Raw genomic sequence first — 17,855 nt, forward strand, 5'->3', positions numbered from 1 at the left:
ACCAGACTCGTTTCGATTAGTAACCGCGCCAGTAAGCGGTGCGGCGCTTGATATCGATGTCGCGGATCCGGCCGTCGTAGCGGACTTCGCAATCAAAACTCAGGTCTGCGCCGTTGCTATAGCCATAGGTGCCATAGCCGTGGCGGTTGTAGCCCTCGTATCCGCGATAGCCCGAGGTTGCGACGCCCCAGACCTTGAGGCCGTAGCTCTTGCGCTCAACTCGGGTGATGCCCTGCACACGACCGCCGGCCGCATAGCCCTGGTTGTAGCCATACTGGCCACCGTAACCATATTGATTGTCGTAGCCGTATCGATTGCCGTAGCCGCCGCCGTACGGGACGTTGCCGTAGCCATAATAGCCGCGATAACCGTTCAAGCGGGCATCGACCGCGCGGGCACACTGGTCGATCGCAGCACTTTGATTGTTGTACTGGTTGTAGCCGTAGTTGCCGTACGGATACCGGCCGTAACCAAGGATACTGTTGACGATCGTGCCAACCGGATTGTTGGTGCCGTAGCCGTAGCCAGGCTGAGGGTAACCCTGCTGAGGATAGCTCGGCTGAGGGTAATATTGCGCCGACGCCGGCGTCGCCAGACCGACCGCCGCAGCAAGACCGGCCGCTCCGGTCAGTATTTTCAACTTCGCCGACATTGGCATTTTCTCCTATTTACGCGTCCAGACACCCGGACTCCCGCGGTGCAATAACGTTCCATAGGCGTATCAGGCTGCATCGCCCCTGAATGTCCTGTTTTGCTCGTAGAAAGGTTGGCCAGGCCGCGGCGGCTTCGCCGGTCAAAGCCACGAAAAAGGGGAGCGCGAATGTTTCACGCGCTCCCCAGGGTTCGGACGAAACAGCAGATATCAGGCCGACGGCGACTGCCCCAGTTATCAAAGGATAGTGTGACTCAATTGCAGCGGACTGGCGGTGGTACTGTGCGCCCTGCCCCCGATGTTATATGCATCGACCGTGGGGAAGGGACTTCAGCATTCATCCGGACGAGTGATCGCCCTCGGCCGTCTCCTCCTGGCAACGCTTTTCCTGATCGCTATCTGGGTCGACTCCAGTCAGCCAACTCATGCCCCTGCAGCGACCTTTGCACTTCTCGTCGCCTACCTCCTGTTCGCAGCCGGAATCGTCGCTGCCACATGGAAAAATTGGTGGCTCGACGCAAAGTTGGCCGGGCCCGCGCATGCGGTCGACATCGTCCTTTTCACCTTGCTGGTCCTGCTGACCGAAGGCTTCACCAGCCCCTATTACATCTTCTTCGTCTTCGTCCTCTTGTCGGCCGCGATTCGTTGGGGCTGGCATTTGACCGCCGCCTCCGCGATCCTCCTCATCCTGCTCTATTTGATCGTCGGAATGCTGGTCGCCACCCCCGGCGCGCCGTTCGAAATGAATCGTTTCGTCATTCGCACCGGTCACCTTGTGATCGTAGCCCTGGTCCTTATCTGGTTTGGCGCCAATCAGTGGCGCGCCCGCTTCTATTTGCGCGACGACGAACTGCTGGCCAGCCCCTCACTGGATGAATCCCCACTCGAAACCGGCCTGCGCGCTGCAATGCATGGAGTAAGCGCTTCCGCCGGCGTGTTCGTCTGGCGTAACGAGCGGCGCAGCAAGCTCGCCGGTCTTGCCATTCGCGACGGAGAGCTTGCCATCGTCAAGGTCCCCGGGCTGGCCATCGCACATGCGCTCGCCAAGACGCCGTTTCTGTACGACCTTCGCCGGAACCGCGCGCTCAGGAGGGACCATGACAGCAATCTGTCCGGATTCGCGGCAGTAGATGTGATTTCCCCGCAAGCGTCCGCAGACCTGGCGCTGGGCGAAGGGCTCGCCATCCCGGTCCGTTCGGATTGGGGAGAGGGCGAGTTGTTTCTCGAATCCGTTCCCAATCTGTCCATCGATCACATCGACCTAGGGGAACAGATCGGGATGGACATTGCGGCACACCTCCAGAAGCATGAATTGCTCAAGGCGGCGGAGGAAAGTGCCGAAGCGCGATCGCGGCTGACGCTCGCTCGCGATCTCCATGACAGCGTCGTCCAATTCCTCGCGGGCGCGGCCTTCCGGCTGGAGGCCGTGAAGCGATCGAAGGCGTCCGGCCGGGATGTCGAACCGGAAATCGATGAGCTGAAGCAGCTGATGCTGCAGGAACAGCGCGAGCTGCGCTCCTTCATCACGTCCTTGCGCAGCGGACCATTGGTCGCGCTCAACGATCTCGCCAAGGACCTAAAGGCACTTGCCGATCGATTGTCGAAGCAATGGGATGTTCGCTGCGAATTTTCGTCCCGACCGGCGGAAATGATGATCCCCACTCGGGTCCATCTCGACGCTCATCAGCTGATGAGGGAAGCTGTGGCCAATGCCGTCCGCCATGCCAAGGCGAAATCGGTGACGATCGGACTTGCCGCGGCATCTGACAGGTTGCAGCTGGAAATCGTCAACGACGGCGCGGAATTCCCGGCCCGGGGCTCACGGCCGGAAATGCCGACTTCGCTGCGAGAGCGGGTCGAACAGGCTGGCGGTGCGCTGGAAATGGCGCGCGGGATGGGGGTCACCAAAATGTCGATCTGGCTGCCGATCGGGGAAGGCGGCCTACATTGAGCCGAATCCTCCTCGCCGACGATCACCCGATGATCCGCACCGCGCTGGAGGTCCTGCTGCGCGATTCCGAATATGAAATTGTGGCGACGGCCGGCACAGGAGAGGCGGCACTGGCCGAGGTTGAACGGCTGAAGCCCGACATCCTCCTGCTCGACCTGCAAATGCCTGGCGGAAGCGGAATGGACGTGCTGCGCCGCGTCCGCGTCGACAAGCGGTCGCTGCGGGTCATCCTGCTTACCGCAGCGATCGACGATTATGCGTTGCTGGAGGCGAAATCGCTCAAGGTGCAGGGAATCGTCCTCAAGAATTCCGACCCAGCCTATCTGCTCGATTGCCTCGACTGCGTGCGCCACGGCCGGACCTGGTTCGACCCAGAGCTCGCCAAGCGTGCCAGGAAACTCGCCAGATCCCGGGATAGCGACGGCCGCCCTTCGCTCGCTCCACGCGAACGGCAACTGATCAGCTTCGTGCGCAAGGGCCTGCGCAACCGGGAAATCGCCGAGCAACTCGGGGTCACCGAAGGCACCGTCAAAGTTTACCTCCACGGGGTCTTCGAAAAGCTGGGTGTGAGCAGCCGAACCGAGCTTGCCATCCGCGCCGACGAGTTCCTGGCGTGACCGCCGGGAGGATCTGAACCGATGGGCAAGGACGTGGCCAGACGCAAGACCTGGACCTGTCCCGTATGCCATCGAACCCGGCGGCTCTCATTCTGTCCGTCCTGCGGCGAGCAGCGCCTGCGCCGGAGCGACCTCACCCTGGCCGATCTTGCCGCGCAGTTTGCCAAGGGATTCAGCAGCATCGACGGGAGGCTATTGCGAAGTTTCCGCTCCATCCTGACTGCGCCGGGCGATCTCACCAGGGCCTATGTGCACGGCGAACGCCGGAAATTCCTCGGCCCGCTGGCGCTGTTCTTCGTTGCCAATGCGTTGTTTGTCGGCACCCAGGCTTTGACCGGCACCAACGTGCTTTCCTCGCCCCTCGAGTCACATCTTCATCGACAGGATTGGAGACCATTGGCGCAAACGCTGGTGGGACAGCGGCTGGCGGCCCGGCACATCGATATCGCCGCCTATGCCCCCGTGTTCGACCGCGCGGCCATCTTCAATGCCAAAGCGCTGATGATCCTGATGGTGTTGGCATTGGCTCCCCTGCTTGCGCTCATCTTCTACCGCAGGCACCGGGCGGCCGGCGTCCATATCGTCTTCGCGCTACACCTTTATACATTCGTCCTCATCCTGCTTAGTTTCTCAGTGCTTCTAGCCGAAAGCGACTTGTTGATGGGCGGAAGCGGATTGAATTCGCGGACAGTCGACCTGGTTCTGTCGCTCTTCAATTTCTCGGTTTGCGCTACCTATGTCTATCTTGCGATCCGCCCCACCTACCGTTCGAGCGGGCCCTCGAGGATTGTCGAGACAGCGCTGCTTTCGATCGCCATCGCGACATTGTTCGTCCTCTACCGGTTCGCGATCTTCCTGATCACTTTCTTCACGACATAGCGCGAAAGAAGAAGCGCCGGGGGTGACCCGGCGCTCCAACTTTCATTCCAGATTATCGGCGATTGATATCGACGTCGCGGACATAGCCGCGATAGTCGACGTCGCACTTGAACGACAGGTCGGCTCGAGGCGCATAGTTGGCGCCGAGCATGCCGTATGCGCCCACGCCATAGGGGTTATAGGCCATGCGCCCGCTGCTCGCGATGCCGCGCACGCGCACGCTATTGCGGTTCGGATTGACCCGCGTAACGCTGAGCACCCGGGCATTGCTGTTGGCGCCCAGGAGCACACCGAAGATGTTGGTGTTGCGATAGCTCAGCCGGGTCTGGACCGCCGCCGCGCACCGTTCCGCCGCCATGTTCGTGGCATAACTGTTGGCATAATAGCTGTTCCGATAAGGATAAGCATATTGAGCGGTCGCAGGGGCCGCGGCAGCGATCGCCGCGAAGCCGGCGCCACTCATCAGCACCTTCGTCATCATAGTCATGGCTCGTCCTCCTTCCACGCGATTGGAGCCTACAGACTTGATAAACGAATGGCCTCCCGAGCCCGGGCCCAGCGCTCGTCCCACAGGGCATTCGGCTCGTCGTCGAAGACTGAACACCAAGTGAATTTCGGCGATTCGGAGTGCACCCGCTTCCCCCGGGCCCGGGCAAAGAAAAAGGCGCCGGCCATGATGGCCAGCGCCTCTTAAATTAATGCGAGCCTGGCTTAGGCTTCGACTTCGTCCTCGACCATCACCGGACCGCTGTCCTGGCCCTTGGCGTCGACGTCACGGTCGACGAATTCGATGATCGCGATCGGCGCCGCGTCGTTGGCGCGGATGCCAGCCTTGATGACGCGGGTGTATCCGCCATTACGCTCGGCGTAGCGCGGCGCGATGACGTCGAACAGTTTGACCAGCTGGGTATCGTCCATCAATCGCGCATGGGCCAGGCGGCGGTTCGAAAGCCCGCCCTTCTTGGCCAGCGTGACCAGCTTCTCGACGTAGGGACGCAGTTCCTTCGCCTTGGCGGTGGTGGTGGTGATCTGCTCATGCTTGATGAGGGCGGCAGCCATGTTGCGGAACAAGGCCGCACGGTGGCTCGAGGTACGCTGCAGCTTACGGCCGCCGACGCGATGACGCATTGTTCTTCTCCGTTCGTCAGGGCCCCGTATGAGGTAAGCCCAGCCAGGCAGCACTTAGGGTGGCTGCCCTTAACCCGATATGTGTTCCTGCCTTCGCAGGGACATAAATAATAATGGCGGAGCCTCGACCCCGCCGTCGAAGGGCCCTCAAGCGGAATTATCGCCCGAAGTCAACTATTAGCTGTTCCAACCGGTCCATATCCCGACGGATTCCGATGCTCGCCGTCAACCCGCAACCACCCGAGTAGCCAGAAAAACAGTCGACCGAAACCTCTGCCATTCCACACCCACCCCGGACTCGACGTTCGTTTAACTTCCGTTAAATTGCCCACTCCGACTCGATGTTGATCGGGACGCTTTGGGAGGGGCGGCATGGAATCCGACATTCGCTACTATCGTCGCCGCGCCTGTGAGGAGATGGCCGCGGCATCCCGCGCCGTAACCGACGCCGCGCGCGATCGACGGCTGCAGCTGGTCGATCTTTATGTCCAGCGCCTGAAGGCGCTCAAAGCGCCCAGCCCGTTCGAAGACGACGATGTTGCGCGGTTGCTGGGATCGGCCGCCAGCAAGCATCGCCCTGCCTTTGCATGGCAGGACACGCATCGGGCGTAATTAAAAGGAAAGGGCTGCCCCTTGCGGGACGACCCTCCTTACTCGCCAATACGCGCTTAATTGGGGAAGCCGTCAGCGTAGAAGACCACGCGATAGCGGCCGTCGATCTGCTCGCAGCGGGTCGTGCGCAAGCTGGCCTTCTGGAAGGCCGATGCCGACAGGGTGCGATAGGCCTCACCCCTCAGCGATGCGTCGAGGCGCTGCATGTTGCGGACCTTGGCCAGCGCCGCGGTGCACTGCCCGCGGTTGCCGAACCCGCCTTCGAATTCGGTATTGGTAAGGATCACGCCGCCAGCCGCTTGGGCAAGGGCGGGGGCAGCAAAGCTGATGGCGGCAGCAGCCGCAAGGATAGGTTTCATGACTCAACACTCCTCCAATGGGGGAAAGTGATAGAACGAGCGGAAATCATCCGGGGACCCTCGGCCCACCCCGCCCTCAGCCCGATCCATCAGTGGACGGTCAAAGGAAAAGGGCCGCGACTTTCGCCGCGGCCCTTCTTACTCGCAAATACGCACATGATCGGGATTAGTAGCCGCGATACGCCACCTGGTTGCGGTTGATATTGACGTCGGTCACCTGGCCGCGGGTGTTGACCTTGCAAGTGAAGCGAAGGTCGGCGGCCTGGTTGGCGCTGGCATATTGGCCGTTATAGCCATTGTTGTAGCCTTGGTTGTTGTACCCTTGGCCATTGTAGCCATAGCCACGACCCGAACTGGCAACGCCCGAAACCTTCAGGCTGCCGTTGTAGCGGCGTTCGACATTGGTGATGCCGAGAACGCGGGCGCCCTGGACGTTATAGCCATTGGCGTAGCCCTGCGGATAACCGTTGTTCGCATAGCCGTTGTTATAGCCGTTGTTGTAACCATAGCCCGGCTGACCGCGATAGGTTGCGCTGATGCGCTGTTCGGCGGCGGCGGCGCACATGCCGACCGCTGAGCGCTGGTCCATCTGGCCATAGCCGTAATTGCCCTGCGGATACTGACCGTAGCCGTAAGCACCCTGCGGATACTGATTATAGCCGTTACCGGTCACCGCATTGACGATCGCGCCGACAACACCAGTGTTTGGGTTGCTATAAGGATAAGGCTGCTGGGCCGCGGCGGGCGAAGCAATCGTCAGGACCGCTGCAAGGCCGGCAGTGCCGATCAGCATCTTTGACATGTTCGACATAATAAAGCTCCTAAATATGCCCAATATCGAAACCGTTCTGGGAATATGAAGGAAACTAGGCCAGTTCACATGCATCGATTGTGAACTCAAAAAACGCTCGCCGTTCATCTTCGCTATTTGGAAATTGTTGGCGCTAATGGAAAAGGGCCGCAGCTTTCGCCACGGCCCTTCCGATACGCTTACAAAATACGCAACTCGTTAGCCGAGGAGCTCCTGTTCGAGCTTCTTGGCCATCTCTTCGATATTCTCCGGCGGCCAGCCGGGGATGTCCATGCCGAGGCGCAGGCCCATCGAGGCAAGGACTTCCTTGATCTCATTGAGGCTCTTGCGGCCGAAGTTCGGCGTGCGGAGCATCTCGGCCTCGGTCTTCTGGACCAGGTCGCCGATATAGATGATATTGTCGTTCTTCAGGCAGTTCGCCGATCGCACCGACAGCTCCAGCTCGTCGACCTTCTTGAGGAGGTAGCGGTTGAGCTGGTTGGTGTCGGCGGCGACGCCCTCGCTGGCGCCGACCGCACCCGGGGTGCCGACCACGCCGGCGGACGGAACCGCGCGAACCTGGCTTTCGTCGAAGTGAACGAACAGCTGCAGCTGGTCCTGGAGGATCCGCGCCGAATAGCCGAGCGCGTCTTCCGGAGTGACAGTGCCGTCAGTCTCGATGGTCAGCGTGAGCTTGTCATAGTCAAGCTCCTGGCCGACGCGGGTGTTTTCGACCTTGTAGGCGACCTGGCGGACCGGGCTGTAAAGCGCGTCGACCGGGATCAGGCCAATCGCCGCGTCCGCGGGGCGGTTGGCGGCGGCCGGGACATAACCCTTACCGATGTCGGCGGTCAGCTCCATGTTGAGCGTCGCGCCATCGTCGAGGTGGCACAGGACCAGGTCGGGGTTGGTGACCTCGATGTCGCCCGACGTCGCGATCTGGGCCGCAGTGACTTCGCCCGGGCCGGTTGCCGAAAGCTGCAGCCGCTTGGGACCTTCGCCTTCCATCTTCAGCGCGATCTGCTTCACGTTGAGGATAATGTCGGTGACGTCCTCACGGACACCCGCAAGGCTCGAGAACTCGTGCAGCACGCCTTCGATCTTGATCGAGGTGACCGCGGCACCCTGGAGCGACGATAGCAGCACTCGCCGCAGCGAGTTGCCCAGCGTCATTCCGAAACCGCGCTCGAGCGGCTCGGCGACGAACGACGCCTTGCGACGAACGTCGGTACCCGGCTTGCGCTCCAGCGCGTTGGGCTTCTTGAGTTCCTGCCAGTTCTTTGCGTTTACGGCCATGATGTTTCCTTGGCAGCGCGGAGTAACGGCGTCCCGCTAAACTCCTGATTTTAAAACTTTTTCTGTCTAATTTGTCGTCGAAAATGCTAATTTCGGCAATAAATCAGACGCGGCGGCGCTTCGACGGACGCACACCATTGTGTGGGATCGGCGTGACGTCGCGGATCGAGGTGATCTGGAAGCCGACCGCCTGCAGCGCGCGAAGCGCCGACTCGCGGCCCGATCCGGGGCCCTTGACCTCTACCTCAAGGGTACGGACGCCATGTTCGGCAGCCTTGCGGCCGGCGTCTTCTGCCGCGACCTGCGCCGCATATGGCGTCGACTTGCGGCTTCCCTTGAAGCCCATCATCCCGGCCGAGCTCCACGCGATGGCGTTGCCCTGTGCGTCAGTGATGGTGATCATGGTGTTGTTAAAGCTGGCGTTCACATGCGCGACGCCGGCGGTGATGTTCTTGCGCTCACGACGGCGGAGGCGCTGGGGTTCACGTGCCATTGGTGGAAATCCCTAAATTCTATGTCGAGTGCAGTCGGCGTTGGAAAAGTGTCTCGCGACCGCCTCCCAGGCGGTCACTCGCTTACTTTTTCTTACCGGCGATCGGCTTGGCCTTGCCCTTGCGGGTGCGCGCATTGGTATGCGTGCGCTGGCCGCGGACCGGCAGGCCCTTACGATGTCGCAGGCCGCGATAGCAGGCGAGGTCCATCAATCGCTTGATGTTCATCGCCGTCTCACGACGCAGGTCGCCCTCGACGGTGTAGTCGGCATCGATCGCCTCGCGGATGTGCAGCACTTCCTGGTCCGTCAGGTCCTGGACTCGCCGCTCGGGAGCGATCGACAGCTTCTCGGTGATTTCCTTGGCTTTGGCCTGACCAATGCCGTGGATATACTGCAGCGCGATAACAACGCGCTTGTTGGTGGGCAGGTTGACGCCCGCAATACGTGCCATGAAAGTAGTTCTCCTAGCTCCACAGGGCAGCGGGCACCCGACCGCCCCATCTCAAAGCGTTAGCCCCTTCCAACGGAAAAACGGCGCGCGCAAAGGTGCGCCGCCGGCAACCGGTGAAACGGGATGAGGGCCAAATAGGTATGACGGCTGGACGAGTCAAGCGTCTGGACTTGAAACCATATCCCGCTAAGCCGCTCCCTTAATGCAGCGCCTGAACCATGACCAGCCGATCCCCGAGGCCTTGCGCGGTGCGGTCATTGCGCTGGGAAATTTCGATGGCTTTCATCTGGGCCACCAGGCGGTAGTCGGGCGAGCGGTGCAGCGGGGCGCTCATGAGCGCCGGCCGGTAATCGTCGCGACTTTCGATCCCCATCCGGTGCGGCATTTCAAACCCGATACGCCCCCATTTCGACTGACCACGCTCGACCAGCGCGAGCGATTGTTCGCCCATGCCGGCGCGGATGCGATGCTGGTGTTCCGCTTCGGGAACGAACTTGCATCCACCACAGCCGAAGACTTCATTGCCAAGCTGCTGGCCCGGCAATTGGGTGCGTCCGGCGTCGTTACCGGCGAAGACTTCACGTTCGGCAAGGGCCGCGGCGGCAACACCGAAGTGCTGCGCAAACTTGGGGCGGAGCACGGAATTCAGGCTGAAGCGGTTGCACCAGTCTTGCTTGATGGCGAAAAAATCTCGTCAGGACGGATCCGCGAGGCACTCAAGGCCGGTGACCCGGGCACCGCGACCCGTCTGTTGACCCGCCCCTTCGCGATCGAGGGAGTGGTCGTCCATGGCGATAAGCGCGGGCGGGCGCTGGGCTGGCCTACCGCCAATGTGGAGCTCGGCAATTATCTGCGTCCTGCCTATGGGATTTATGCGGTCCGGGTGACCCTCGATGACGGCAGCGAACATGAAGGTGTCGCCAGCCTGGGTATTCGCCCAACATTTGACCCTCCCCAGGAGTTGCTGGAGGCGGTGCTGTTCGATTTCGACGGCGATCTCTATGGCCGAACAATCGAAGTGGCGTTGCACCATTATCTTCGCCCCGAGGACAGATTCGACAGTATCGAGGCGCTTAAGGCCCAAATGGACGCAGACGCCGCGAAGGCGCGAGAACTGTTCGCATGAAATATTGGCTGGGCTGGGCGGCCCTGTTGCTGGCGGTGGCAATCCTGCTGCTGACGTTTGTCAACGCCAGTTGGCTGGCCCCGACGCCCGTCGGCGGCGTCAAGCTGATCGCCCATCGCGCGGTATCCCAGCTGTTCCACCATAAGGGGGTCAGTCATGGCACCTGCACCGCCAACCTGATCTTGCCGCCGGTTCACGACTATCAGGAGAACACCGCACGTTCGATGCAGGCCGCCGCCAGACTGGGCGCCGACATCGTCGAAATCGACGTCGCTCCCACCGCGGACGGCAAGATCGCCGTGTTCCACGACTGGACCGTCGACTGCCGGACAGAGGGTAAGGGAGAGGTGCGGACCAAGACGCTGGCCGAGCTCCAGGCACTCGACATCGGCTATGGCTATACTGCCGACGGGGGCAAGACCTTCCCTTTCCGCGGCAAGCGTAAGGACCATATCCCAAGCCTTGAGGAAGCATTGGCGGCGCTGCCAAACACGCCCATCCTGTTCAACTTCAAGGGCACCGACCCGCGCGAGGCCGACCAACTGGCGGCGGCGCTCACGGCCGCACGCCGCAAAGTGGTCGAACGGCGTGACGCCTTTTACGGCGCGGCTGGGCCGGTCGAGCGAATCCGGACCCATTTCCCCAAGGCCTGGGCAACGATCAAGGAGCAGGGCAAGGCGTGCACCAAGGACTATCTGATCTATGGATGGACTTCGATCATCCCCGAAAGTTGCCGCAATGGAACCATCTTCGTCCCCTTGAACTATCAATGGGCATTCTGGGGCTGGCCCAACCGCCTGATCCAGCGGATGCAGGGCGTCCGGGCACGAGTTATCGTCATTGGCAATTATGGCAGCGACGCGGGCGAGGGCCTGACCTTGCCCGAGCAGCTGGGCGAGATTCCGTCGACGTTCAACGGCTATGTCTGGGTCGACGACATCTGGACCGTGGGGCCGGCGCTTCGGCCTGGGCGTGATTTTCGAACGCAGGCGCAGATGGATGCGGCCGAGGCAGGGTTGAAGCGAAGAAGGGAACGGCTGGAGTAGCAAGGTCCTCCCCGTGCCGGGGAGGATTTGCATTCCGGCTCCCGCCCGCTAAGGCCCCCGGCAATGTCAGACGCGCCGACCACCAAACCCGATTACCGCTCCACTGTCTTCCTGCCCAAGACCGACTTCCCGATGAAGGCCGGCCTGCCGCAGAAGGAGCCGCTGATCCTCGCCAAATGGCAGGAGGGCGACATATATGGCCAGGTGCGCAAAAGCCGCGCGGGGCGCGAGAAGTTCATCCTCCACGACGGCCCGCCCTACGCCAATGGCGACATGCACATCGGCCATGCGCTCAATCATATCCTGAAGGACATGGTGGTCCGCACCCAGACGCTGCTGGGCAAGGACGCGCCCTACATTACCGGCTGGGACTGCCACGGCCTTCCGATCGAGTGGAAGGTCGAGGAGCAGTATCGCAAGAAGAAGCTCAACAAGGACGAGGTTCCGGTCAAGGAGTTCCGCGCCGAATGCCGGGCCTATGCCCAGCATTGGGTCGACGTGCAGCGCGAGCAGCTGAAGCGGCTCGGAATCGGCGGCAATTGGGACAAGCCTTACCTCACCATGGACTTCAAAGCGGAGGGGACGATCGTCTCCGAGCTCTACAAGTTTGCGGAGAGCGGCCAGCTCTACCGCGGCGCCAAGCCGGTGATGTGGAGCCCGGTGGAAAAGACCGCGCTTGCCGAGGCCGAGATAGAATATGAGGACATCACGTCGACCCAGATCGACGTGGCGTTCGAGATCGTCGAAAGCCCGATCCCGGAGCTTGTCGGTGCCTACGCCGTTGTGTGGACCACCACGCCCTGGACGATCCCAGTCAACCAGGCGATCGCCTATGGGCCGGAGATCGACTACGCCCTTTTAAAATACGAGGATGAAAATGAAAAAGTGCTGGGCCGCTTTCTTGTGGCGACCGAACTTAAGGAAGCATTCCAGCAACGCATAGAACCGCTCCTGCGCCAATCACTCGACGAATTTGGTACTCTCATTGGCGGTATCGAAGAGTTCTATTTCGGTCCTGCACTCGCCGGCACCATCGCCCGCCATCCGATGCACCATCTCGGTGGCTTCTTCGCCAAGCCCCGCCCCTTCCTGCCCGGCGAGTTCGTCACCACCGACAGCGGCACCGGCCTGGTCCATATGGCGCCCGACCATGGCGAGGATGATTTCGAGCTGTGCAAGGCCCACGGCATCGACCCGGTGTTCGCGGTCGAGGGCGACGGGAAATATCGCGAGGATTGGCTGTGGCTCGGCGGCCAGGGATCGGTCATCAACCCCAAGTTCAATGCGCCCGACGGGCCGATCAATAACGACCTTCGCGAGGCCGGCGCGCTGCTCGCCGCCTCGTTCGACTATCAGCACAGCTATCCGCACAGCTGGCGGTCGAAAGCCAAGGTCATCTACCGCTGTACCCCGCAATGGTTCGTCGCGATGGACAAGCCGCTCGGCCACCATCACTTCAAGACGCGAGCGGAAAAGCGGTGGGAGAATGAAGGCGGTGCGCTGATCGACGGCGCCCATGTCTCCGACGACGAGAGCGCGACGCTTCGCCAGCTGGCGATGACTGCCATCGCCGAGACGCGCTTCGTCCCCGAAAAGGGCCGCAACCGCATCGGATCGATGGTCGAAGGCCGCCCGGACTGGGTGCTCAGCCGCCAGCGCGCCTGGGGCGTGCCGATCGCAGTGTTCGTCGAAAGGAAGACCGGCAAACTTCTGGTCGACCATGAGGTCAACGAGCGGATCGTCGCCGCCATCAAGGCCGAGGGGGTCGACGCGTGGGACGACGAGCGCGCCCAGGAATATCTCGGCAACGCCTACAATGCGGAAGACTATGAGCGCGTCACCGACATTCTCGACGTCTGGTTCGACAGCGGCTGTACTCACGTCTTCACCTTGGAAAGCGGCCACTGGCCCGAGCAGCGCTGGCCTGCCGATCTCTATCTCGAAGGCTCCGACCAGCATCGCGGCTGGTTCCAGTCGTCGCTGCTCGAAAGCTGCGGTACCCGCGGCCGCGCCCCTTATGATGCGGTGCTGACCCACGGCTTCACGATGGATTCCAAGGGCATGAAAATGTCCAAGAGCCTGGGCAACACGATCAGCCCATTGGACCTGATGCGCGACTATGGCGCGGACATTTTGCGGCTATGGGCGCTGTCGGTCGATTTCACCGAAGACCATCGCATCGGCAAGGAGATCCTGGCCGGTGTCGGCGACCAGTACCGCAAGCTCCGCAACAGCTTCCGCTATTTGCTCGGTGCGCTCGACGGGTTCAGTGAGGAAGAGCGGATCGGCTTCGAGGAGATGCCGGAGCTTGAGCGCTACATGCTCGCACTCACCGCCCATCTCAATGCGCGGCTTGAGCAGGCGGTCGTCGATTTCGACTTTAACACATATGTTCGGACGCTGACCGACTTCTGCAACGACGATTTGTCGGCCTTCTTCTTCGATATCCGCAAGGACAGCCTCTATTGCGACGCTCCCGCGGACCCGAAGCGACGCGCCTATCGAACCGTGCTCGACACCTTGTTCCATGCGCTGGTCCGCTGGGCGGCGCCGGTGCTGGTGTTCACCAGCGAAGAGGTATGGGGCACGCGCTATCCCGACGCGGCGAGCGTCCATCTGCTCGACTGGCCCGAGATCGACACCATCTGGCGCGATGACGCGCTTGAGGAGAAGTGGGCTGCATTGCGGAAACTGAGGGTCGAGGTGACCGAGGCGATCGAGCCGCTCCGCCGCGAGAAGATCATCGGCTCCAGCCTCGAAGCCGAAGTCACCGTCCCGAGCGATGCCGACCCGGCACTGCTTGCCGAGTTGTTCATTGTTTCGTCGGTCAGCCGCGGCGACGCCATTACGGTGACCAAGACCGGCAAGCACAAATGCGGCCGCTGCTGGCGGCTCCTGCCCGAAGTCCGGGAAGACGGCGACCTTTGTGCGCGTTGCGAGGAAGTGGTGAATGGCTAACCGTTCGCTGGCCTATGGCCTGGCTCTACTGATCTTCGCCTCCGACCAGCTCAGCAAATGGTTCGTCACGGGCCCTCTGGGGCTGGTGCTGGAAGGGCAACAGCTGAAGCTGTTGCCGATTTTCGACCTGACTCGGGTGCATAATTACGGCATCAGCCTCGGCCTCGCCCAGGCGCAGAACGATACCCATCGTTGGCTATTGGTCGCCATGACCGCCGCCATCGCGGTCGGTGTCGCCTGGTGGATTCGCAAGGAACAGCAGCGCGGCGACCAGCTTGCGCTGGCGATGATATTGGGCGGGGCGCTTGGAAATATCGTCGATCGGGTGCAGTTGGGCTATGTCGTCGACTTCCTCGACCTGCATTTTGGCACGTTCAGGCCCTTTTATGTCTTTAATGTCGGCGACGCGGCGATTAGCATTGGCGTCGTCATCTTGCTGCTCCGCGCCTTCCTCCTCCGTGACCAGGGGAGCAAGGCGCCTGAAGGAACGAATGAACATGCGTAAGGCTTTCCTCCTCATCGCCCCGGCGATCCTGCTTGCCGGCTGCGGCGCATTCAGCACCAACAAGCCGAAGTCGCTCGATGAGTTTGCCGTGGCCCGCAATGCGCCGCTGGTGATTCCGCCCGACTATTCCTTGACTCCGCCGGTTGCCGGCACGGTCAGCATGACGGCACAGGATGCACAGACGCAGGCGATTGAAGCCTTGTTTGGTGGCCCAGCTCCGCGCAGCTCGACGGAAATGTCGGTGCTTGACCGCGCAGGCCGCGACCGCGCCTCGCTCGGAATCCGTTCGACCGCGGGCGATCCCGATACCCGGGTAGTCGACAAGGGCCAGTCGACGCAGACGATTCTGGCTGCACCGCCGGCTGACAGCCAGGATGCGTCCGCACAGACGCCGCAACAATAAGCGGCGATAGGGGAGGATATGAGCTCAGAGACCCTGTCTGCCCGGTTGGTCGAGATCGAAGCGATGCTCGACCGTTCGCGGCGTCGATTCGAAGAAGGCAGCCGCCTGGTCGAGGAAGCGCATAAGTCGCTGGCCGAAATCCAGCAGATGCTGATCGGATCGCCGGTCACGCTTTCGCCTGAGGACAATGAAGAAGCGGCCTCGCGCCTGCTCGCCAGCCTCAAAGCCAATGGCGGCGAACTTCCGGAGACGCTGTGCGGGGGGCGCCTGGCAGTCGACCCGGTCCAGCGGCTGATCCGCATCGACACGCATCCGATCGGCATTACCGAGATGGAATATCGCGTACTTGAGCTGCTGGCCTTTGCCCGCAACAATGTCGTCACTCGGCAAATGCTGCTGAAGCATCTTTACCGCCGCGCCGACGACCAGCCGCAGCCCAAGATCATCGACGTGTTCATTTCCAAGCTGCGCAAGAAGCTGCGATCAGCGTCGGGCGGCGCGGAATTCATCGAGACGATCCCGCAGCGCGGCTGGATCCTGCGCGATATCGAGACAGCGTCGGCCGCCTAGGCCCTCAAAACCGCTGATTCACTAAAGATTTACCGGCCCATGGCAAATGGGTGGGATGATTCATTTCATTCCCGAATCGGCTGCAGATGCCACCGAAGTCCCCGGCCCCTATGCCGAGGCGATTGCCCGGCTGGCGTCGATCCGCCAGGCACTTGCCTGCGTCGAGCAGTTTTCGGGCGAGCATCCGTCCGATAGCATGGCCGAAGCCAAGCTGGCCGCCGCCTGGCCCAGCGCCTCGCCGGCTCGCCAGCGCTGCTTCGATGCGCGATCGGCGCGGACCGCCGCCGCCGCCGCCGCGGGACTTGAAATGGTGGCTGCACATCAGGAGGCCGGCAAGGAGCCACATCCGGCCGCGATCGCCCGGCTCAAGCGCGAGCTTGGCGAAGGCGTCGGTTCGATCGACCAGCTGTTCTCGCTCTAAGCGGGGCCCTTCTCCTTGGGTGTTGCCGGGTCGGCACCCCATTCGCTCCAGCTCCCGTCGTATAGCTTGCCGTGCCGCCCGCCGAGCCGATGCGCGGCGAAAATGATCGAATTGGCAGTCACTCCCGAACCGCAGCTCGCGATAAACGGCCCCTCTGGATCGATTTGGCGTTCGGCAAAGGCCCGGCGCAATTCATCTTCCGACTTGAAGGTCCCGTCATCGCGGTAAAACGCAGCGAAAGGCAGGTTTTTCGCTCCGGGGATATGGCCAACGGCGACTCCGGGGCGCGGATCGGGCTCGGTCCCCTCGAACCGCGCCTTTCCCCGCGCATCGAGGAGCGGCAGGCCGACGCCACCCAATATGGCCTGCTTCGTCACCACTTCCTCGCCCCGATCCTGTGCATCGAACCGGGCCTTACGAAGCTTAGGCTCGCCGCTCTCCATCGGTCTTCCTTCCGCGCGCCATTTCTGGAAGCCGCCGTCGAGGATTGCGACCCGCTCCGCTCCGTAGTGGCGGAACATGAACCAGCCGCGCGCGGCCGTCCGAAGGGGGCTGTTGTCATAAACGATGATCCGGTCGTCGCGACCGACGCCAAGCTCGGTCATCGCTTTTCCGAAATCCGCGGCTGTGGGAAGCATATGCGGCGCAGGGTTGGAACGGTCGGCAACCTTATTGATGTCCAGGAACCGGGCGCCGGGAATATGCGCTGCCAGGAATTCCGCACTCGGATCGCGGCCGTCCGTCGGCAGGAATGCGCTGGCATCGACAATGGCGACGTCGGGCTCGCTCAAATTGCGTGCCAGCCACTCAGTAGAAACAAGTGTGTCCATTCAAGCTACTCCGAACTACCGGATTGCCACTCGCGCTCGCCGCCCGCAATGACAAGCCCATGAACGAAACCGTCAAGCTGCACCCGAGTTGGCTGAACTCGCTACGCGACGAATTCGACCTGCCTTACATGGCGGAGCTGAAGCGATTCCTGCTTGCCGAGCGGGAGGCCGGTAAGCGCATTTTTCCGGCGGGTTCGAACTGGTTTCGGGCCCTCGACCTGACCCCGCTGGATCAGGTCAAGGTCGTGATCCTCGGCCAGGACCCCTATCACGGCCCCGGCCAGGCACATGGGCTTTGCTTTTCGGTGCCGAACGGCGTTCGCCCGCCGCCCAGCCTCGTCAACATATACAAGGAGTTGGAGAGCGATCTAGGAATTCGCCGGCCGGCACACGGCTTCCTAGAACATTGGGCACGGCAGGGCGTGTTGCTTTTGAATAGCGTTCTGACGGTCGAGATGGGCATCGCCGCCTCCCACCGCGACCGCGGCTGGGAACGGTTCACCGACGCCGTGATCCGGGCGGTCAACGCCAAGCGGGATCCGGTCGTGTTCATGCTGTGGGGCAGCTATGCCCAAAAGAAAGCAAGCTTCGTCGACACGTCGCGCCACCTGGTTCTCAAGGCGGCGCACCCCTCTCCGCTTTCGGCGCACAACGGCTTCCTTGGTTGCAGGCATTTCTCAAAGGCCAATGCCTTCCTTGAAAGCCGGGGGTTGGCGCCGATCGACTGGGCGTTGCCCGAATGCGCCGGGCAAGCGTAAGAGGCGCGCC

The 17,855-nt window shown here is 61.9% G+C and carries 21 protein-coding genes; 12 read left to right on the top strand and 9 right to left on the bottom strand.

Translation table 11 applies throughout. The annotated features are described in order from the left end of the window. Positions 1 to 16 precede the first annotated feature (16 nt). Entirely contained in the window at positions 17 to 652 is a 636-nt protein-coding gene (locus LVY65_RS13385) for a hypothetical protein (RefSeq protein ID WP_328282519.1), read from the bottom strand. Positions 653 to 950: 298 nt separating this feature from the next. Here LVY65_RS13385 and LVY65_RS11560 point away from each other — a divergent pair, with 298 nt between their 5' ends. Genes LVY65_RS11560 through LVY65_RS11570 form a run of 3 tightly spaced genes read left to right on the top strand, consistent with a single transcriptional unit; the run spans position 951 to position 4,099 of the window. Beyond that, positions 951 to 2,603 (top strand): sensor histidine kinase, encoded by a 1,653-nt coding sequence (locus tag LVY65_RS11560; RefSeq protein ID WP_235068408.1) that lies wholly within the window; start codon positions 951 to 953, stop codon positions 2,601 to 2,603. Next, positions 2,600 to 3,220 (top strand): response regulator, encoded by a 621-nt coding sequence (locus LVY65_RS11565; protein WP_235068409.1) that lies wholly within the window; start codon positions 2,600 to 2,602, stop codon positions 3,218 to 3,220. The genes LVY65_RS11560 and LVY65_RS11565 overlap by 4 nt, the downstream gene beginning before the upstream one ends. Positions 3,221 to 3,241: 21 nt before the next feature. Further along, the gene (locus LVY65_RS11570; protein WP_235068410.1) at positions 3,242 to 4,099 is read left to right on the top strand and encodes a DUF3667 domain-containing protein; all 858 of its coding nucleotides are present in this window, start codon (positions 3,242 to 3,244) and stop codon (positions 4,097 to 4,099) included. Positions 4,100 to 4,151: 52 nt separating this feature from the next. Here the strand turns inward: LVY65_RS11570 and LVY65_RS11575 are convergent, their stop codons facing one another. Both LVY65_RS11575 and rplQ read right to left on the bottom strand, forming a co-directional pair. Further along, complete coding sequence (locus tag LVY65_RS11575) at positions 4,152 to 4,586, bottom strand: hypothetical protein (RefSeq protein WP_235068411.1); 435 nt, start codon at positions 4,584 to 4,586, stop codon at positions 4,152 to 4,154. A 224-nt stretch (positions 4,587 to 4,810) separates the two neighbouring features. Next, positions 4,811 to 5,227 carry a 50S ribosomal protein L17 gene (gene rplQ, locus LVY65_RS11580; RefSeq protein WP_235068413.1) on the bottom strand — a complete coding sequence of 139 codons (417 nt, stop codon included), beginning with the start codon at positions 5,225 to 5,227 and terminating at the stop codon, positions 4,811 to 4,813. 372 nt (positions 5,228 to 5,599) lie between these two features. Between rplQ and LVY65_RS11585 the strand changes: the two genes are divergently transcribed. Then, positions 5,600 to 5,839: a hypothetical protein gene (locus tag LVY65_RS11585; RefSeq protein ID WP_235068414.1), complete on the top strand. Its 240-nt coding sequence runs from the start codon at positions 5,600 to 5,602 to the stop codon at positions 5,837 to 5,839. 56 nt (positions 5,840 to 5,895) lie between these two features. Here the strand turns inward: LVY65_RS11585 and LVY65_RS11590 are convergent, their stop codons facing one another. The 5 genes from LVY65_RS11590 to rpsM all read right to left on the bottom strand — a co-directional run bounded on the left by LVY65_RS11590 (position 5,896) and on the right by rpsM (position 9,228). After that, the gene (locus LVY65_RS11590) at positions 5,896 to 6,198 is read right to left on the bottom strand and encodes a hypothetical protein (protein ID WP_235068415.1); all 303 of its coding nucleotides are present in this window, start codon (positions 6,196 to 6,198) and stop codon (positions 5,896 to 5,898) included. A gap of 166 nt (positions 6,199 to 6,364) precedes the next feature. Continuing rightward, on the bottom strand, positions 6,365 to 7,009 hold the full coding sequence (locus LVY65_RS11595; RefSeq protein WP_235068416.1) for a hypothetical protein: 645 nt from the start codon (positions 7,007 to 7,009) through the stop codon (positions 6,365 to 6,367). 198 nt (positions 7,010 to 7,207) lie between these two features. Continuing rightward, on the bottom strand, positions 7,208 to 8,284 hold the full coding sequence (locus LVY65_RS11600) for a DNA-directed RNA polymerase subunit alpha (RefSeq protein WP_235068417.1): 1,077 nt from the start codon (positions 8,282 to 8,284) through the stop codon (positions 7,208 to 7,210). Positions 8,285 to 8,387: 103 nt separating this feature from the next. After that, complete coding sequence (rpsK, locus tag LVY65_RS11605) at positions 8,388 to 8,777, bottom strand: 30S ribosomal protein S11 (RefSeq protein ID WP_025502672.1); 390 nt, start codon at positions 8,775 to 8,777, stop codon at positions 8,388 to 8,390. An 82-nt stretch (positions 8,778 to 8,859) separates the two neighbouring features. After that, positions 8,860 to 9,228 carry a 30S ribosomal protein S13 gene (gene rpsM / locus LVY65_RS11610; protein ID WP_235068418.1) on the bottom strand — a complete coding sequence of 123 codons (369 nt, stop codon included), beginning with the start codon at positions 9,226 to 9,228 and terminating at the stop codon, positions 8,860 to 8,862. 202 nt (positions 9,229 to 9,430) lie between these two features. Here rpsM and LVY65_RS11615 point away from each other — a divergent pair, with 202 nt between their 5' ends. From LVY65_RS11615 to LVY65_RS11645, 7 genes are all read left to right on the top strand, one after another. Continuing rightward, a complete protein-coding gene (locus LVY65_RS11615; RefSeq protein WP_235068419.1) occupies positions 9,431 to 10,354 on the top strand; it encodes a bifunctional riboflavin kinase/FAD synthetase in 924 nt (307 codons plus the stop codon). Next, complete coding sequence (locus LVY65_RS11620; protein ID WP_235068420.1) at positions 10,351 to 11,400, top strand: glycerophosphodiester phosphodiesterase family protein; 1,050 nt, start codon at positions 10,351 to 10,353, stop codon at positions 11,398 to 11,400. The genes LVY65_RS11615 and LVY65_RS11620 overlap by 4 nt, the downstream gene beginning before the upstream one ends. A gap of 63 nt (positions 11,401 to 11,463) precedes the next feature. Next, positions 11,464 to 14,358: an isoleucine--tRNA ligase gene (ileS, locus tag LVY65_RS11625; protein ID WP_235068421.1), complete on the top strand. Its 2,895-nt coding sequence runs from the start codon at positions 11,464 to 11,466 to the stop codon at positions 14,356 to 14,358. Further along, the gene (gene lspA, locus LVY65_RS11630; protein WP_235068422.1) at positions 14,351 to 14,863 is read left to right on the top strand and encodes a signal peptidase II; all 513 of its coding nucleotides are present in this window, start codon (positions 14,351 to 14,353) and stop codon (positions 14,861 to 14,863) included. The genes ileS and lspA overlap by 8 nt, the downstream gene beginning before the upstream one ends. Then, positions 14,856 to 15,266, top strand: coding sequence for a DUF3035 domain-containing protein (locus tag LVY65_RS11635; protein WP_235068423.1), 411 nt, complete (start codon positions 14,856 to 14,858; stop codon positions 15,264 to 15,266). Before lspA ends, LVY65_RS11635 begins: the two co-directional genes overlap by 8 nt. Before the next feature lie 18 nt (positions 15,267 to 15,284). Then, the gene (locus LVY65_RS11640; protein ID WP_235068424.1) at positions 15,285 to 15,836 is read left to right on the top strand and encodes a winged helix-turn-helix domain-containing protein; all 552 of its coding nucleotides are present in this window, start codon (positions 15,285 to 15,287) and stop codon (positions 15,834 to 15,836) included. Between the two features lie 46 nt (positions 15,837 to 15,882). Then, complete coding sequence (locus tag LVY65_RS11645; RefSeq protein ID WP_235068425.1) at positions 15,883 to 16,257, top strand: hypothetical protein; 375 nt, start codon at positions 15,883 to 15,885, stop codon at positions 16,255 to 16,257. Here the strand turns inward: LVY65_RS11645 and sseA are convergent. Continuing rightward, entirely contained in the window at positions 16,254 to 17,087 is an 834-nt protein-coding gene (gene sseA / locus LVY65_RS11650) for a 3-mercaptopyruvate sulfurtransferase (RefSeq protein ID WP_235068426.1), read from the bottom strand. The two genes, LVY65_RS11645 and sseA, sit on opposite strands and share 4 nt — an antisense overlap. 59 nt (positions 17,088 to 17,146) lie before the next feature. Here sseA and ung point away from each other — a divergent pair, with 59 nt between their 5' ends. Further along, entirely contained in the window at positions 17,147 to 17,845 is a 699-nt protein-coding gene (ung, locus tag LVY65_RS11655; RefSeq protein WP_235068427.1) for a uracil-DNA glycosylase, read from the top strand. Positions 17,846 to 17,855: the final 10 nt, after the last annotated feature.

Origin of the sequence: Sphingomonas cremea (assembly GCF_021502585.1) — a bacterium.
Classification (GTDB): Bacteria; Pseudomonadota; Alphaproteobacteria; order Sphingomonadales; family Sphingomonadaceae; genus Sphingomicrobium; species Sphingomicrobium cremea.

Coding starts and splice junctions, on each gene's coding strand:
- LVY65_RS13385 (WP_328282519.1), bottom strand. CDS start 652: ATGTCGGCGAAGTTGAAAATACTGACCGGAGCGGCCGGTCTTGCTGCG.
- LVY65_RS11560 (WP_235068408.1), top strand. CDS start 951: ATGTTATATGCATCGACCGTGGGGAAGGGACTTCAGCATTCATCCGGA.
- LVY65_RS11570 (WP_235068410.1), top strand. CDS start 3,242: ATGGGCAAGGACGTGGCCAGACGCAAGACCTGGACCTGTCCCGTATGC.
- LVY65_RS11575 (WP_235068411.1), bottom strand. CDS start 4,586: ATGACTATGATGACGAAGGTGCTGATGAGTGGCGCCGGCTTCGCGGCG.
- rplQ (WP_235068413.1), bottom strand. CDS start 5,227: ATGCGTCATCGCGTCGGCGGCCGTAAGCTGCAGCGTACCTCGAGCCAC.
- LVY65_RS11585 (WP_235068414.1), top strand. CDS start 5,600: ATGGAATCCGACATTCGCTACTATCGTCGCCGCGCCTGTGAGGAGATG.
- LVY65_RS11590 (WP_235068415.1), bottom strand. CDS start 6,198: ATGAAACCTATCCTTGCGGCTGCTGCCGCCATCAGCTTTGCTGCCCCC.
- LVY65_RS11595 (WP_235068416.1), bottom strand. CDS start 7,009: ATGTCGAACATGTCAAAGATGCTGATCGGCACTGCCGGCCTTGCAGCG.
- LVY65_RS11600 (WP_235068417.1), bottom strand. CDS start 8,284: ATGGCCGTAAACGCAAAGAACTGGCAGGAACTCAAGAAGCCCAACGCG.
- rpsK (WP_025502672.1), bottom strand. CDS start 8,777: ATGGCACGTGAACCCCAGCGCCTCCGCCGTCGTGAGCGCAAGAACATC.
- rpsM (WP_235068418.1), bottom strand. CDS start 9,228: ATGGCACGTATTGCGGGCGTCAACCTGCCCACCAACAAGCGCGTTGTT.
- LVY65_RS11615 (WP_235068419.1), top strand. CDS start 9,431: ATGCAGCGCCTGAACCATGACCAGCCGATCCCCGAGGCCTTGCGCGGT.
- LVY65_RS11620 (WP_235068420.1), top strand. CDS start 10,351: ATGAAATATTGGCTGGGCTGGGCGGCCCTGTTGCTGGCGGTGGCAATC.
- ileS (WP_235068421.1), top strand. CDS start 11,464: ATGTCAGACGCGCCGACCACCAAACCCGATTACCGCTCCACTGTCTTC.
- lspA (WP_235068422.1), top strand. CDS start 14,351: ATGGCTAACCGTTCGCTGGCCTATGGCCTGGCTCTACTGATCTTCGCC.
- LVY65_RS11635 (WP_235068423.1), top strand. CDS start 14,856: ATGCGTAAGGCTTTCCTCCTCATCGCCCCGGCGATCCTGCTTGCCGGC.
- LVY65_RS11640 (WP_235068424.1), top strand. CDS start 15,285: ATGAGCTCAGAGACCCTGTCTGCCCGGTTGGTCGAGATCGAAGCGATG.
- LVY65_RS11645 (WP_235068425.1), top strand. CDS start 15,883: ATGGGTGGGATGATTCATTTCATTCCCGAATCGGCTGCAGATGCCACC.
- sseA (WP_235068426.1), bottom strand. CDS start 17,087: ATGGACACACTTGTTTCTACTGAGTGGCTGGCACGCAATTTGAGCGAG.
- ung (WP_235068427.1), top strand. CDS start 17,147: ATGAACGAAACCGTCAAGCTGCACCCGAGTTGGCTGAACTCGCTACGC.